The following is a 14,592-nucleotide window of genomic DNA, read 5'->3' as shown; positions in this document are numbered from 1 at the left end:
AGTGGGGACGTTTGGATCGCAACGACGACGTCGTCATGCGGCGCACCGACCTGTCGGGGGTGGAGGTCTTCTTGGGTGGTACCGATCCATCGCGGCTGCACGACTGGGCCTCCGACGGATACCGCTCGAGCGAGGAATACCTGTTCTGGTCCCGCAGGGTCTGCGGCTTGGCGTGCCTACAGTCGCTGCTCCGGGGCTGGACCGACATCCGGTTGTCGATGGGCGAACTCCTCGCGCTGGCCCTCGACTGGAGCTGCTTCGTGGTGGAGCCCTCCGGCAACGTCCAAGGACTCATCTACCGGCCGTTCATGGCCTGGGTCAGTTCACAGTTCGGATTTCACTGCGAGCTGGTCGAGCGCACGCCCATCCACATATCCAGCCGAGAGGTGCGACCCGGGCAGGTCCTGATCGCGTCAGTGTCACCTGAGATTCGCGACCCGAACACTCACGATCCCCGACGAGGAGGCCACCTCGTGCTGGTCTATGCGGCTGATGACGGTGTGGTCCGGTTCCATAACCCGTCGGGCTACTCGCACAATTCAGACTCCGCGTCATTGCCCATGCGGGTATTCGAGCGGTTTCACGCGGACCGCGGAGTCCTGATCAGAGGGGCATCGTGATGCCGGGCGAGCCGCCACCGCGCGTCGTCGTCGCCGGCGGCCATTCGGCCGGGCACATCGAGCCCGCGATGAACTTCGCCGACGCCCTGCGCCGGCTGGAGCCCACGGCCGAGATCACCGCCCTCGGCACCGTCCGCGGCCTGGACACCACGCTCATCCCCGCCCGCGGCTACCCGCTCGAACTCATCCCGCCGGCGCCGCTGCCGCGCAGACTGAACCGGGCCCTGCTGCAAACGCCGGGCAGGCTGCGCGACTCGGTGCGGGCGGCCGAGGCCGTGCTCGACCGTGTCCGGGCCGACGTCGTGGTGGGCTTCGGCGGCTATGTGGCCATGCCGGCCTACTTCGCCGCCCACCGGCAGGGCCTGCCGATCGTCATCCACGAGGCGAACGCCCGGCCCGGAGTGGCCAACCGGCTGGGGGCCCGGATGACGACGCGGGTGTTCACCGCCGCGCCGAGTGTCCGGCTGGCGCACGCCACCGCCATCGGGATTCCGCTGCGGCCGACGATCACCGGGCTCGACCGGCCAGTGCTGCGCGACGCCGCCCGGCGGCGGTTCGGTCTTCGACCCGACGGGCCGGTACTGATGGTCACCGGCGGTTCGCAGGGCGCCCGGTCGATCAACGCCGCGGTGTCCGGCGCGGCCGCGGCGTTGCGAGCGACCGGCGTGCAGGTGCTGCACATCACCGGGCGGCAGCACGTGGTCGAACCTCCGGACCGCGACGCCGCCGACCCTCCCTACGTCATCGTGCCCTACGTGGACGACATGCGGTACGCCTACGCCGCGGCCGACTTCGTGATCTGTCGCTCGGGAGCGATGACGTGCGCCGAACTGGCCGCCGTCGGCCTGCCGGCCGCGTACGTCCCGCTACCGCTGCGCGGCGGTGAGCAGCGGCTGAACGCCGAGCCGGTCATCGCGGCCGGTGGGGCACTGCTCGTCGACGACGCCGACCTCGATCCGACCTGGATCGAGACCACCCTGATCCCAGTGCTCACCGAGCCCGGCCGGATCGCGGCGATGTCGGCCCACGCGTCGGCGGTCGGCGCACCGGACGCGGACGTCGTCCTGGCCCGGCACGTGCTCAACGCGGTCGCGGAGCAACGCGGTATCGCCCCACGAGGTTCGAAATGAACTGTCCTGACACGACCAGCGCGCAGCGCTGACGCCGAAGCAGCCAACGAATCGCTCGGTCAGCCGGGGCCGTCCCGGGCTGACCGAGCAGCGGCAGACGCTCGGCTCCAGTCCTGGTCGACGACCGGCTGGCGCGGCGGTTACGAGACCCGCCGGGTCGTCGCGGGCAGTCGTACCGTGACGCGGAGACCGCCGTCCGCGCGCGGACTGAGCGAGAGCGTTCCGTCGTGCGCTTGGGTGATGCTCTTGGCGATCGCCAGCCCGAGGCCGACGCCCGCGTGGTCGCCGCGGATGCGTTCGGTGCCGCGCTGGAACGGCTCGGTGAGAGTGGACACCGCGTGCGGGTCGAGCGTGTCGCCGGTGTTCTCGACCGTGAGTACGGCGGCCTCGGGAGCGGCGGCGGTGCTGATCCGGACGGTGCCGTGTTCGGGCAGGTTGTGGACGATCGCGTTGTGCAGGAGATTCGTGGTCAACTGCAGCAGGAGCGCATGGGACCCGCTGGTCGGGGTGACGTCCCCGAGGGTCTCGATGACGACGCCGCTCTTCTCGGCAAGCGGGAGGAGCGTTTCGGTGGCTTCTTCCGCGATGAGAGACAGATCGACGTCATCTCGGGCGAAGGAGCGCTGGTCAGTGCGGCTGAGCAGCAGCAATGCCTCGGTGAGGTCGATCGCGCGGGCGTTGACGACGCGGAGGCGTTCATCGAGCTCGCTGCTTTCCCGGCTCGGATCGTTGCGAGCGACGTCCAGCAAGGTCCGCGTGATCGCAAGTGGAGTACGCAGCTCATGGGAAGCGTTGGCTGCGAAGCGCTGCTGTTCGGCGACATGCGCTTCGAGCCGCGCGAGCATGCCGTCGAAGGCGTCGGCGAGCTCTCGGAACTCGTCCTGGCGCCCCTCCAACTCGATCCGGTGAGAGAGCGACCCGCTCGCCGCCGTGCGCGTGGCATCGGTGATGAGGTTCAGCGGGGTCAGCATCCGTCCAGCGAGAATCCATCCTCCGGCGAGACCGAACACCAGCAGGAACGCCAGCGCCAGTATCGCGGCCGGAACGAAGACGACCGGGCCGAAATTGCTTGGGCTGAAGACGCGTAGGAAGTCGGACCGATCCGGGATGTACAGGCGGCCGTTCAAGCTTCCTCGTAGGAGGAACACCCACACGGCGGCGAGCAGCAAGGCCCCCGCGAACATGAGGAATCCGGCATAGCTGAGAGTGAGCTTGAGGCGGACGCTCAACCCCGGTGCCCTGTTCATGTTCGCCTGCCCTCCCTCGCTTCCAGCGCCCGGTCCTGGGTCGAGGCAATGGCCGACGCCAGGCATCGTGCTTCCAGACGCAGTCCCGTGTGGATGGCCTCGGCCATGTAGGGCTCATCCTCGGCAACCAGCACACGCATGCTCTCGATCGTACGAGCGGGGGGATATCGCCGACGTATCGCACACCGCGTGAAGGCTGGCAAGACGCGGTCCGCGGCGCGACAGGTACCTGAGGGCGGCGGCGGGGTGGATCGTTCGTCCTCGGAGCACGCTCGGGGGTTAGCGGCAGGGGCGGGGGCACGGGAGGCCGATGATCAGGGCTGTGCCGACTGTGAGGTGCATGCCGAGTAGCACCAGGCGGCTGGTTAGGTCGGTGCCGCTGCTCAGGGGGCCTATTAGGGAGATCGCCAGGGTGGTCAGGGCGATTATGCGGAACGTTCGGGTGGGATTGCGGACGGTGCGTTCGAGGAGGGCGAGTAGGGCCCAGGCTGCCAGGCCGGCGATTAGGGCGGCGGTCACGATGGCGGCCGGGGCGATCTCGCCGCCTTGGCGGACGGTTAGGTCGGTACCGGCCCAGGGGTCGTTGACGGCCCACAGGAGGAGGGAGCCGGCTGCTCCGGCGGCGACGGTGATCGCGCGGCCTGTGCGGCGGGCGGTGGTTCGGGGCTGGTGCGTTTTGTTCGTCATGGCGAGAAGAATCGCGGTGTGGGTGGGGGTGGCACATCGGTCTGTGGGGTGTGGGGATGCCCGCCTAGGAGGGTGGTGACCACCAACTTTGGAAGGTGTCGGTGTCCGATATCTGCCGGTTAGCCTCGGCGGGTGAACAGGTTCTTCCTTGGGACGCCCGACGGCGACCGCCCCAGCGTGGGTGTTCAGGCGGCGGTTCTGGGTGTGTCCGGCCTGCTGGTGGCGATGACGGTCTTCGCCTGGTGGGGTGGGCGCGCGGCCGGGCCGTTGCTGGTGGTCGATGTCGTGGCGGGGGTGCTGAGTTGGGTGTTGACGCCGTTGACGTTGCGGCGGTCGGTCGTCGTCACGGGGGTGCTCACCGTGCTGGCGGCGGTGTCGCCGGCGGCCACCCCGCCCGCCACGATCGGGGCGCTGCAGGTGGCGTGGCGGCGGCGCTTCCCGGTCGCGATCGCGGTGGCGGCGGCCGGGGTCGTCGCACACGCGGTCCAAGGTCTCTGGCGGCCCGGCGGAGAGATGCCGTACGGCTGGTGGCTGGTTCTCATGACGGTCGGCTACGGTGCGCTGCTCGGGTGGGGCGCGTGGGCGCAGGCTCGCGCCGCGCTGGTCCGGTCGCTGCGGGAGCGGGCCCGGCGAGCTGAGGCGGAGCAGGGGCGCCGGGTGGCCGAGGCGCGCATGCTGGAACGCCGCCGGATCGCGTGGGAGATGCATGACGTCCTCGCGCATCGCCTGTCGCTGCTGGCCACGTTCGCGGGTGCGATGGAGTATCGCCCGGACGCCTCGCCGGAGAAGTTGTCCCACGCCGCGGGGGTCGTCCGGGACGGTGTGCATCAGGCGCTCGAGGAACTGCGGGACGTGATCTCGCTGCTCCGCGACGACGACCCCAAGGACGGGGACGGCGACCGGCCGCAGCCGGTGCTGGCCGACGTCCCGCGCCTGGTCGAGGAGTCGCGCGGCGCCGGTACCGAGGTGCTGCTGCGCGAGGCGGTGGACGTTCCGGCCGAGGCGCCGCCCGCGGTGGCCCGGACGGCGTACCGGGTCGTCCAGGAGGGGCTGACCAACGCGCGCAAGCACGCGGTCGGCCAGCTGGTTCGGGTCGATCTGCGCGGCGGGCCGGGCGCGGGGCTGGAGATCGACGTCCGGAACGCGCTGGCGGCGGAGTTCGCGGCGCCCGGCTGGTCCGGGGGCGCCGGGCTGGTCGGGCTCACCGAGCGGGTGCACCTGGCGGGCGGACGGCTCGACCACGAGACGGTCGACGGTGAGTTCCGGCTGCACGCGTCGATACCATGGCCTGCGTGAATCCCCCGGTGCGCGTCCTCGTCGTCGACGACGACGCGCTCGTCCGCGCCGGGCTGACCATGATGCTCGACGGCGCGGCGGGCATCGCGGTGGTCGGCGAGGCCGACGACGGCGACGGGGCCTCGGCCGCGGTCGACGCGCACGCCCCCGACGTCGTGCTGATGGACTTGCGCATGCCCCGGGTGGACGGCATCACCGCCACCCGCCGCCTGCGGGCGCGCCCGCGGCCGCCCGAGGTCATCGTCCTGACCACGTTCGACACCGACGAGAACATCCTGCACGCGCTGCGCGCCGGGGCCAGCGGCTTCCTGTTGAAGGACACCCCGCCAGCCCGGATCGTCGAGGCGGTCCGGCAGGTCGTGGCGGGCGAACCGATCCTCTCGCCGCAGATCACCCGCCGGTTGATGGACCGAGCCGCCGTTCAAGCCGGGGCGTACGCTCGGGCGAAAGCGACCCTCGCGGTGCTCAGTCCGCGCGAGCACGACGTCGTGGTGGAGATCGGACAGGGCCTCAACAACGCCGAGATCGCCGCCGCACTGGACATGACCCTGGCGACCGTCAAGTCCCATGTGTCGCACATCCTGACCAAGCTCGACCTCGGCAACCGCACCCAGATAGCGCTGCTCGCGCACGACGCCGGGCTCGCCTGACCGCTCCGCGCGACCCGGGCGGCCATGAAAATGGCGAATGCGGCGGCGTCATTAACGCATTCGAGTTTCCCGCTTCGCCGTATGATCATTTTTGGTGGGGAATGTGCCGTCCGGCTCGGCGGGACGGCGGCGGGGACGCGGCTGGGACGGGGCGGGGATGCGCGGAAGACGCGAGGTCGACCGGGTCGCGAAGAAGTACGCCTCCAACGACCTCTCGGGTTGGCCGGTCGCCCAGCTTCTGCTCGGCGTCGGGTTTCTGATGGCTTGGACCTTCGCCTTCGGCTTCGCGGTGGACGAGGGAACGGCCACCAGTCGCGCCGCGAGGAGCGAGGGCGTTCCTGGGACGTTCACCGTGCAATCGAAGTCGTGCCCGAAGGGCAGATGCACCTGGTCCGGCACGTTCACGACCGGCAGCGTCTTCCAGTTGACCCGAGAGGGAGTCGAGTTGAGAGGGGACGGCGGCCATTCCCTCGATTACGGGGACGTGGTCCCCGCACTCGACGTCGGTTCGGGGCGCTTCGTCCATTTGGAAGGCGGGTCGCCCGAGTGGTGGCCGGCGATCGGCGCCGGGATCTGGGCGGCTTTCAGCGGGGGTTTCGGGGCGGCGTTGACCGGCAGCGTGGCGCGGTATGTCATCCGGACATCTTCTCGCGCGTCGCGCGGACGGGAGGCGGCGGTGGGACGCGGGCGTTCCGCATTGGGAGCCCTCGCCGAACGAGACCGGTCGAGCCGGACGGCGCGGCCCAGATCGTCCACGGTCCGGGTGAAGATGGCCAGGTCCATTGGGGGGACCCTGGCCGGGACGGTCGGCCTGCTCTCATTGGTGGCGACGCTGCCGCTGTTCGGTCTGATCTGGGTGAAGTTCAACAAGGAGACCACTCTTGCCGAGTTGGCCGCGGGCTTGTGGGCGCCGCTTTTCGCGGTCGTTCTCGTGGGCGTCGCGATCCAGACGTTCAGGCTGGTGGCGGTACGGCCCCGGCTGCGGGTGACCGATGAGGAAATCGTCATCCGGGACGGGCTGCTGCTCTGGAAACCGCTGAGGATCCCGCGCACCGCGATAGCGGCGATCCACTACGGCGAGGAGTCGGGGCAGGGCCGGATCGAGGAGAGCGTGGCCCATTTGACGCCGTTCCGGGAACAACTCAACCTCACCCTGCGGCTGCGGGATAGCGTTCCTCTTCCCGCGCGTCGGCTGCGGTCGGGGAACTGGTTCTGGTTGGCCTTGGCTTTTCAGGGCCTGGAACTGGGAACGGGTATTCCCCAGCGGGGCCGTCCCGTCCGCTGGTTGCGTATGCGGGTGAAGGAGCCGCGCAGGGTGGCCGCCGACCTCGACCGCTGGCTGGCGGAGGACGAACACCTCGCCCTGAACGAGTCGGCGCCGGTCGATCACGCCCATTACGGCAAGGTCATCACACACCGCGGCGTCGGCGGAACGCGCGTCAAGATCAAGGGACCGCTTCCCCAGCCGGTGCTGGCCGAATTCACGAACGAGGGCCCGGGAGCGCTGCGTGCCTGGCTTCGCCGCACCGAGTTCGGCGAAGGCACGCCGGTCGTGACGGCCGGGCCCGGTGCCCCGCCCGTCATGACCGTCCTGAACGACCGGTCCATTTCCGGGAAGGCGCTCACGAAGAGGTTCCTGTACGTCGAGTCCGAAGGACGCTGGACCGTCAATATCAGCGGGCCGGATCGCGCACGCGGATTCACCGGCTCGGCCACCGGCAGCGGAACCGAAGTGCTCGACTACCAGGGGCCGCCCGGAATCGCCGTCGTGACATGTCCGAGCGGACAAGCCCATCAGGTCCACCTTTATGGGCCTGACCTGGTCGCACGGCATGGCTGCGATCCGGTCGCGTCCACCGGCGCGCACGGCCCGCTTCCGAGCGGCGAGTCCCCGCCCAACCGGAGCACGTTCGCCGTTGCGGCGCACGCGCTAATCCAGGTGAGAACCACGTCCGGAGCGGACTGGCGAATCGACGTGACGCCCCTGGAACGGGCCAACGTGGACGACACCCAAGGCGAAGACCAGGACGACGTGCCGCCCACCGGCCACGTCCGGCCGTTCGAGCACTTCATAGCGGGCGACCGGACCGCGGTGGTGCGTTACCTGGGCCCGCCGGGGCCCGTGCTTTTCCGCAGCGGAGAGGCTTTCGGCCTCGTCCACCTTGACGCCACTCTGACCCCTGTTCAGACGCTCGCGCTTCCGTACGGCGACACCGAAATCCAGCTCCGCTCCCACACCCTCCTCCAGGTCACCGGTGGCAACGGAGACTGGTCCTTGGAAGAGATCCACAGCCTCAACCCGCGGCACTGACAAAGGTGAACCCGCCTGACCACCTGCACTACCGATCACACTGACCGACCGTCACCGGCCGGACACCTGTTAGCGATCATTCTCGCGCAGAGAACCTTGAGTCCGAAACGTCAGAGTCGTAACGTGGCCTAGTGGGCGGATTCGACATTTGTGACGTAGTCAACCGTCAGGATCTACCGTGGCTCCTATGACTCCTGTGACCATTTTCCTTCGGACTGCGACGCCAGCCGCTACCATCTGCGAAGTCATGGCCGCGCGCACCCTGACATGCACGTGATCATTGTTTTTCGCATACCCATTCGTAGGGCGGACCGGGGGGAATTGAATCACAATGCTCAGCATCGGGCATACGCCGGGAGAGGGGCGAAGTAAGAGAATTCGACCTCTCATTGATCTCGTCCTGGGGCGCCGTAGACACGAGGAGGGCGCGCCATCGGCCGGCTCCTTTGGAATGGATATCGGCTGCCTCTTCTGTCAGGCGGGGGACCCATCACTCAACACGATCCTCTGTGAAAACGACTTATTCTACGCGCGATTTGACAACTTTCCCGCCAACCCCGGACATATCGAGATCGTCCCCAGAAGGCACGTCGTCTCATTCTTCGAGCTGGACGATCAGGAGGTCCTCAGCGCCTACACCTTGATGCGCACGGCACGGGATCTCATCAACGAGAAGTACTTTCCCGAGGCGTACACGATCGGCATCAACGACGGCAAGGCGGCCGGACGCAGCATCGACCATTTGCACATCCATCTGATTCCCCGGCACCATGGCGATGTCACCGACCCCCGCGGGGGAATTCGGCGGGCCGCTCCGAACTCCGACCCGGACGCCTGGCAATGAGCTGGCCTATCGCGTTCCGACCGCGATGAACCAGCCCGCACGCCCCGCGAAACGGATCCTGACGCCGGTGAAACCGGCTGCTTCCAAGCGGTTCGTGAACGCGTCCGGATCGACGAACGTGAACCAGCGCCGCCCGTCCAGCGATCCGCCCTTCTTCCAGCCCTCGCCGTCCCCGATCCGCATGCTTATCGCCGCGATCCCCGCCGGAGCCAGCACCCGGTAGATCTCGGCCAGCGCGCGTTCCATTCCGACCGATGGGATGTGGAGCAGGCTTCCCGAGGCCCACACCCCGGCCAATGAGGCGTCCCGGAGTGGAAGCGCCAAGGTGTTCAGCCGCAGGAAACCGAGGGTGCGCCCCTCCTCCCGCCCCCGGGACCGGTCGCGGGCCCATTCGAGCATGGCCGGGGCATAGTCACCCGCGATCACCGTGCGGCCGAGCGATGCCAGCAGCCGGGCGTCCCTGCCGCCGCCGCATCCAAGGTCCAGGACGGGCAATGGGCGAGGGGCGAGCCGCGCGAACTCGACGACCTCTGCGCGCAATCCCGGAAACCTGTCGTAGTCCTCGGAGGCTTCGCCGTAGGAGCTCGCATTGGCGTCATAGCGGCCACAGGTCTCACGGGTGATCTCACCCACCTCAGACATTCTCAAACCCATCCTCCCCGACCACGAAGCTCAATGAATTCAGGATGTGCCAGATACGTTGCACATTGAGGTCATCGTAGCCATGCGAGACATCGAAGCTGACGCAGCCCACGAACTTGGAACGACCGTTCCTGATCGGAGTGGCGAAGACCGCGCCACGATGACGGTAGCGCTGGAATTCCCCCCAACTGAACCCCATCACGGCAGCCGCGCCTTCCCGTGCCCGGAATGAGGTGAATGCGTCCTCGTCGACCAGGTCTCGGGCAAGGCGCGCTACATCGACGCTCACTTCCTGATCGAGCTCCCAACATAGTCCCACAACGCCGACGCCCGGCGTCGGACGAATCTTGCGAGTCACCGGCGAGGCTCCGAGGCGGTAAGTGGCCACCCGTGTGAGCTCGCCGCGCAGCGGATGCCGGTAATTGCGTCCCCTGTGCCAGACGTGCAACCCCAGATCGCTCACCGCAATAGCGGGCGTGACGACCGCACAGACTTCGATCAGTTGCCCGAATGCGGTGAGGACATGTCTCCGCATGACCAGCCGGCGCTCGACGCGCAGCCGCTGATACCACGACTCGGAAGGGGCCGCGACTCCGAAGAAGCCAGCGACAAGAATCAAGGCGACCAAGGTGTACGAGTATTCGTGCTCGACGTCTTTCCACAATTTGTCCGAAGGGAAGCCGTACTGCTTGCTGGCAAGCGTCACGGTCGCTGCCAGCACGATTAAGCGGTCTATGGCACGCGCCGCCGACATCTTCATCTGCCGCTCATCCCCGCTCGGCACATCGCAATCCGGCCCTGGCCTTGCCGAACCATACCCGGGACGAGTAACAATATGGCTGCCGACTTCGCTGGGTCATATTTCGGTCTGTCATGCGAGAGTGAATAAGCCAGTCCAAATTGCGGTCGAGGTGATCCGTGGCCGAACGGGGCTCTTGCGTCGGGTCCGACTTCTGCCAGGAGCTCGCGGGGGTGGAGGACGTCACCTTCCATCGCGTCTACGGTGGCTCTCCAGCAGGGCGGATCATCGGACGCGGCAGCGCCCTCGCGCTGCTCGCGGATATGTCGCCGCTGACGTGGGGACATCTTCTCCTGGTACCCAATGCTCACTATGTCAGCTTCGGCGCCGTGATGTGCGAGCACGCCGAAGAGGTGACAACGGCACTAAAGCAGATAGTTCCACCGTACTGGGCGAGTTTCGGCGAGCCCGTCTTCCTTGAGCACGGCTCCACAATACGGATGGAGGGGTCGGCATGCGTCACCCACGCTCATATCCACCTCCTTCCCCTGCCGTTCAAGGAGGTCAATATGCTGATGGCGCGGGACGGCCTGGTACCGACCGCCTTGGGTGGCATCGCCGATCTAGAACAGTTCGGGCATGACGATCTCCCGTACTTCTATTGCGGAGACGCCACCGAGCACCAGGTGTACGCTGCGGTGCAGGCAAGGCCCCGCCAATATCTCCGATCAGTGGCAGGGAGACTTCTGGGTATCGCAGACCCTGAGTGGGACTACGCGGTCGTCGTCCGGAAAAACGTTCTGCTGGCGACGATGAAAGAAGCTGCGCACTGGAGGCTTTCGCTGCCTTAGTCCACTGACTCCCCGCGGAAAGTTGAGGATGGGATGGGTCCCACGCAGAGCGCCGCCACGGCCTCCGACGAGCCGACACGGCTGGCCGACATCATCGCGCCCATGTTCAGCGGGCAGTCAGGATGGTCGCAGCGGCTGCACGACGGAGTCCAGGCCGAACTCGTCGCGGGCGCCGACGCCCAGGACGACTGCGCGGTCTTCGGAATCGACGGACCCATGGAAATCGTTGTGGGCTCGGACTACGTGCGCGGACCGAAATTCCAGCTATACGAACTCGGCTACCTGTCGAATTACGACATCGGCTACTACCTGGCGATGGCGAATCTCAGCGATATCGCCGCCATGGGTGCGCTTCCGATCGCGCTTCTGACTGTCGTCCGCTATCCGCGGTCCCTGCCGGACGCGGACTTCACGGCCCTCATGGAAGGGATCCGCGACGCCTGCCGACAGGTCGGCGCGCCGAACGTCGGAGGCGATATCGGCAGCGCGGAAAGGATCATCTTGTCCGCGTCCGCCGTGGGCATCGTCGAGCGAGGCGGATCACTGCTGCGGACCGGCGCCCACGCGGGAGACCGCCTCTGTGTCACCGGGCCGACAGGGGTGGCGGCGTCTGCCCAGCGCTACTTCGGCGCTCTCGCCCCCGACTCCTCGAAGCTCCGGCCGGCCGAGGAGGAGGCGCTGATCTCCGCGTGGCGGCGCCCCCAGGCACTCGTACGACAAGGGCGCTGCATGAGCACGAGCCGCGTGGTGACGAGCTGCCAGGACACCTCTGATGGGTTGAAAGCCGGCGTCCAGTCGCTGGCGGCCGCGAGCGGCGTCGGCTTCGTGGTCGAGGAGAGCGCACTCCCCGTCGCCGGCATCGTGGCCGAGGTCGCACAGCTGACCGATGGTGATCTGACCTCGGTCATCCTGGGCGACTCGGTGGACTTCCAACTGGTCTTCACCGTCACTGAAGACGAGGCGTCACGGCTCTCCAAGATCTTCGCGGACGCGGGCCTCCAGTTCTTCGACATCGGCTGCGCCACCGCGGAACGCGAGGTACGGCTGAGGCGCGCGGACGGCCGGGAGGAAGAGCTTCCCGGCGCTCCATGGCGCCACGCCACCTGACCCGGCCGAAGTCCGAGCCGCGCCGACGACCCTGACCGGGCGGGGCTTTCGACCGTGAGGGCGGCTTGCGAAGCCTCTTACTGGGCTTCGGCGCCCTTGAGGACGAAGTCGGCCGTCCTTTCGAGAAAGGCGTCGTCGAGGGGACGGCCGAGCATCAACAGGTGGAAGTAGAGCGGTCCCGAAATCATTTCCAAGAGGAAATGGGCGTCGGTGTCGGCGGGCAACTCGCCGCGCTCGACGGCGCGTTCGATGATGGCGCCGGAGGCGCGGAAACGCGCGGGCCAGAACTTGTCGAGGAGTTCGTACATCTCGGCGCTGTCGGCGGAGCGCGGCCGGGACTCGCGGATCAGCGCGGCGATCCACGGCGTCTGGAAGCTGAGCCTGATCTGCTTGAGCAGTTCGACGACGTCGCCGCGCAGGCGGCCGGTGTCGGCCGCCGGGGCCATCTCGCCGCGGCGCTCGATGATCGCGGTGGACACGAGGCCCGCCTTCGTCCCCCAGCGGCGGTAGATCGTGCTCTTGTTGACGCCCGCGCGCTCGGCGACCGCGTCGATGCGGAGCGCGGTGTAGCCGACCTCGCCGAGTTCGGCGATGGTCGCGTCGATGACCGCCTCGCCGACGCGGGCCGTCCGGCCGCCGGGGCGGGCCGTGGCGGCGTCGACGCGCAGGTGCTCGACCTCGTGGAGCGGATCTCCTGCCATTCCGGCAGGTTAGAGCGCTCCCAGAGCTAGACGCAACCCGTTGGCGCGTTAAGAGCGGGCCTTAATGCATCGGGTTGTTGCTTTTGGCGCGCGGGTCGACCTACAGTGCTTAACGCAACTGCTAGTCGCGTCAAGGACCGAGGAGAGTCGTCGTGATCTACCACCAGATCCGGATCGCCATGAAGCCGGACGTTCCCGCCGACAAGGTCGAGCACGCGCTGGACCTGCTGCGCCAGCTGGGCCGCGAACTGGACGCCGTCGAGTTCTTCCTCGTCGGCCGGGACATCGGCGGCGAGTTCGACTACGGCGCGATGTACGCGCTCAAGGACGTCGACGCCTACCGCACCTACATGTACGCGCCGCTGCACCGCCGGATCGACGCCGTCGGGCTGCCGCTGGTCGCCGACATGATCTCCCAGGACCTCACCGACGACCCGGACCCGGAGATCGGCGCCAAGATCGCCCAGGTGCACGCCGACCGGTTCGCCGACCACCCTGAGCTGCTCGAACTCGTCGAGGATCTCGGCTCGTACCAGGGCAGCGGTGTGCCGGCCAAGGGCGAGTCCGCGTGAGGCGGTCGCGGCCCGCGGCGTCCGGCGGCTAGGGACGTCTCGATGGGATCTCCCCGAGCGACCTTCGCTGTGTTGACGGCCGGCAGCGCGAGCTTCGCCCTCCACCAGTCGCTGGTCACGCCGGTCCTGCCCACCATCCAGACCGAGTTCCACACCTCCCAGAACACTGTGACCTGGGTGCTGACCGCCAACCTGCTGTCGGCGGCGATCTTCACCCCGCTGGCCGGACGGGTCGGCGACGCGGCGGGCAAGCACCGCGCGCTGGTCGCGGTGCTGCTGGCACTGGCGGCGGGCAGCGCGCTGGCCGCCGTCGCGCCGAACATCGGCGTGCTCCTCGCGGCGCGCGCCGTCCAGGGCGCGGCCGGGGCGGTGTTCCCGCTCTCCTACGGGATCATCCGGGACGAGTTCCCGCCGGCGCGGGTCGCGTCGGGCGTGGGCGCGATCTCGGCGGTCATCGCGGCGGGCGGCGGGCTCGGACTCGTGCTGGCCGGGCCGGTCGTCGACGTCCTCGGCTACGCCTGGCTGTTCTGGTTTCCCGCGATCTTCGGCGCGGGGACGGCGGTCGCGGCGTTCCTGGTCGTGGACGTCGTGGCGGCGCGCCCGTTCATCGCCATGCGGATGATGCGGTCGCCCGTCGTCTGGACGACCAACCTCGTCGCGCTCCTGTTCGGCGCCGGGCAGTTCGCCGTGTTCGCGTTCCTGCCGCAGTTCGTCCAGACGTCCCCGGACGCCGGTTACGGCTTCGGCTCGACCGTGACCCAAGCCGGGCTGCTGCTCCTCCCGATGCTGGCCGCGATGTTCGTGTCCGGGCTGGTCAGCGGACGTGTCGAGCGCGTCTTCGGATCTCGCGCCCAGTTGGTCGCCGGGGTCTCCGTTGCGGCTGTCGCGGCGGCGCTCGCCGTGCCGGGGAGGCGGGGCGCCGGGTGCTCTTCGCGGGGCGCGTCCGCTACAGAACTCGTCCCGGACCGCAAGGGGTGAACCGGTGCGCCGCGGCTCGACGAAGGGCGCGATACCGCACCGTTCTCCCTGGTGAGCTGGCGGACGGGAGCCGTCCAGCCTGACGATAGGCCGGTTCCGGACGCGCCGGACGGGCCCGTCCGGGCTCATCATGGAGAGCAGTGGGGCCGGGCCGTCACCCCCGCGGGGTGCCCCGCACGGTCCGGTCTCCCAGCGCGGTTCGTGTGCGCGGACGAAA

At 68.4% G+C, this 14,592-nt stretch carries 15 protein-coding genes and 1 pseudogene; 10 read left to right on the top strand and 6 right to left on the bottom strand.

Annotated features, from left to right (window positions below):
* Positions 1-11 precede the first annotated feature (11 nt).
* Together FXF65_RS12745 and FXF65_RS12740 are read left to right on the top strand one after the other, a co-directional pair.
* Positions 12-620 carry a hypothetical protein gene (locus FXF65_RS12745; protein WP_148350066.1) on the top strand — a complete coding sequence of 203 codons (609 nt, stop codon included), beginning with the start codon at positions 12-14 and terminating at the stop codon, positions 618-620.
* Positions 620-1,750, top strand: coding sequence for a UDP-N-acetylglucosamine--N-acetylmuramyl-(pentapeptide) pyrophosphoryl-undecaprenol N-acetylglucosamine transferase (locus tag FXF65_RS12740; protein WP_148350065.1), 1,131 nt, complete (start codon positions 620-622; stop codon positions 1,748-1,750). The genes FXF65_RS12745 and FXF65_RS12740 overlap by 1 nt, the downstream gene beginning before the upstream one ends.
* Before the next feature lie 140 nt (positions 1,751-1,890).
* On the opposite strand, the gene FXF65_RS12735 is transcribed toward FXF65_RS12740, so the two are convergent.
* The 3 genes and pseudogenes from FXF65_RS12735 to FXF65_RS12725 all read right to left on the bottom strand — a co-directional run bounded on the left by FXF65_RS12735 (position 1,891) and on the right by FXF65_RS12725 (position 3,684).
* Entirely contained in the window at positions 1,891-2,979 is a 1,089-nt protein-coding gene (locus FXF65_RS12735) for a sensor histidine kinase (RefSeq protein ID WP_281288902.1), read from the bottom strand.
* Between the two features lie 38 nt (positions 2,980-3,017).
* Positions 3,018-3,137: pseudogene (locus FXF65_RS12730) on the bottom strand (response regulator transcription factor); the annotation flags it as partial.
* A 139-nt stretch (positions 3,138-3,276) separates the two neighbouring features.
* On the bottom strand, positions 3,277-3,684 hold the full coding sequence (locus FXF65_RS12725) for a DUF6069 family protein (RefSeq protein WP_148350063.1): 408 nt from the start codon (positions 3,682-3,684) through the stop codon (positions 3,277-3,279).
* A 132-nt stretch (positions 3,685-3,816) separates the two neighbouring features.
* On the opposite strand from FXF65_RS12725, the gene FXF65_RS12720 reads away from it, so the two are divergent.
* The 4 genes from FXF65_RS12720 (at position 3,817) to FXF65_RS12705 (ending at position 8,785) form a co-directional block, all read left to right on the top strand.
* Positions 3,817-4,980 carry a sensor histidine kinase gene (locus tag FXF65_RS12720; RefSeq protein WP_246198533.1) on the top strand — a complete coding sequence of 388 codons (1,164 nt, stop codon included), beginning with the start codon at positions 3,817-3,819 and terminating at the stop codon, positions 4,978-4,980.
* Positions 4,968-5,630, top strand: coding sequence for a response regulator (locus tag FXF65_RS12715; RefSeq protein WP_148350061.1), 663 nt, complete (start codon positions 4,968-4,970; stop codon positions 5,628-5,630). The genes FXF65_RS12720 and FXF65_RS12715 overlap by 13 nt, the downstream gene beginning before the upstream one ends.
* Positions 5,631-6,453: 823 nt before the next feature.
* Positions 6,454-7,941: a hypothetical protein gene (locus FXF65_RS12710; protein ID WP_148350059.1), complete on the top strand. Its 1,488-nt coding sequence runs from the start codon at positions 6,454-6,456 to the stop codon at positions 7,939-7,941.
* A 331-nt stretch (positions 7,942-8,272) separates the two neighbouring features.
* Positions 8,273-8,785: an HIT family protein gene (locus FXF65_RS12705; protein ID WP_222868540.1), complete on the top strand. Its 513-nt coding sequence runs from the start codon at positions 8,273-8,275 to the stop codon at positions 8,783-8,785.
* 6 nt (positions 8,786-8,791) lie between these two features.
* Here the strand turns inward: FXF65_RS12705 and FXF65_RS12700 are convergent, their stop codons facing one another.
* On the bottom strand, positions 8,792-9,427 hold the full coding sequence (locus FXF65_RS12700; protein WP_187412255.1) for a class I SAM-dependent methyltransferase: 636 nt from the start codon (positions 9,425-9,427) through the stop codon (positions 8,792-8,794).
* Positions 9,420-10,187, bottom strand: coding sequence for a hypothetical protein (locus FXF65_RS12695; RefSeq protein WP_148350055.1), 768 nt, complete (start codon positions 10,185-10,187; stop codon positions 9,420-9,422). Before FXF65_RS12695 ends, FXF65_RS12700 begins: the two co-directional genes overlap by 8 nt.
* A gap of 212 nt (positions 10,188-10,399) precedes the next feature.
* On the opposite strand from FXF65_RS12695, the gene FXF65_RS12690 reads away from it, so the two are divergent.
* Positions 10,400-11,017, top strand: coding sequence for an HIT family protein (locus tag FXF65_RS12690; protein WP_148350053.1), 618 nt, complete (start codon positions 10,400-10,402; stop codon positions 11,015-11,017).
* Between the two features lie 33 nt (positions 11,018-11,050).
* Positions 11,051-12,124: a thiamine-phosphate kinase gene (thiL, locus tag FXF65_RS12685; protein ID WP_148350051.1), complete on the top strand. Its 1,074-nt coding sequence runs from the start codon at positions 11,051-11,053 to the stop codon at positions 12,122-12,124.
* 77 nt (positions 12,125-12,201) lie between these two features.
* Here thiL and FXF65_RS12680 read toward each other — a convergent pair whose 3' ends face one another.
* Entirely contained in the window at positions 12,202-12,825 is a 624-nt protein-coding gene (locus FXF65_RS12680; RefSeq protein ID WP_148350049.1) for a TetR/AcrR family transcriptional regulator, read from the bottom strand.
* A gap of 152 nt (positions 12,826-12,977) precedes the next feature.
* On the opposite strand from FXF65_RS12680, the gene FXF65_RS12675 reads away from it, so the two are divergent.
* Both FXF65_RS12675 and FXF65_RS12670 read left to right on the top strand, forming a co-directional pair.
* Positions 12,978-13,397 carry a Dabb family protein gene (locus FXF65_RS12675; RefSeq protein WP_148350047.1) on the top strand — a complete coding sequence of 140 codons (420 nt, stop codon included), beginning with the start codon at positions 12,978-12,980 and terminating at the stop codon, positions 13,395-13,397.
* Positions 13,398-13,469: 72 nt separating this feature from the next.
* The gene (locus FXF65_RS12670) at positions 13,470-14,375 is read left to right on the top strand and encodes an MFS transporter (RefSeq protein ID WP_222868539.1); all 906 of its coding nucleotides are present in this window, start codon (positions 13,470-13,472) and stop codon (positions 14,373-14,375) included.
* The last annotated feature ends 217 nt before the right edge of the window (positions 14,376-14,592 follow it).

It is taken from the genome of Actinomadura syzygii (assembly GCF_008085905.1).
GTDB lineage: Bacteria > Actinomycetota > Actinomycetes > Streptosporangiales > Streptosporangiaceae > Spirillospora > Spirillospora syzygii.
The sequence above is the reverse complement of the archived record's forward strand: the minus strand, read 5'-3'. Positions and strand labels throughout refer to the sequence as shown.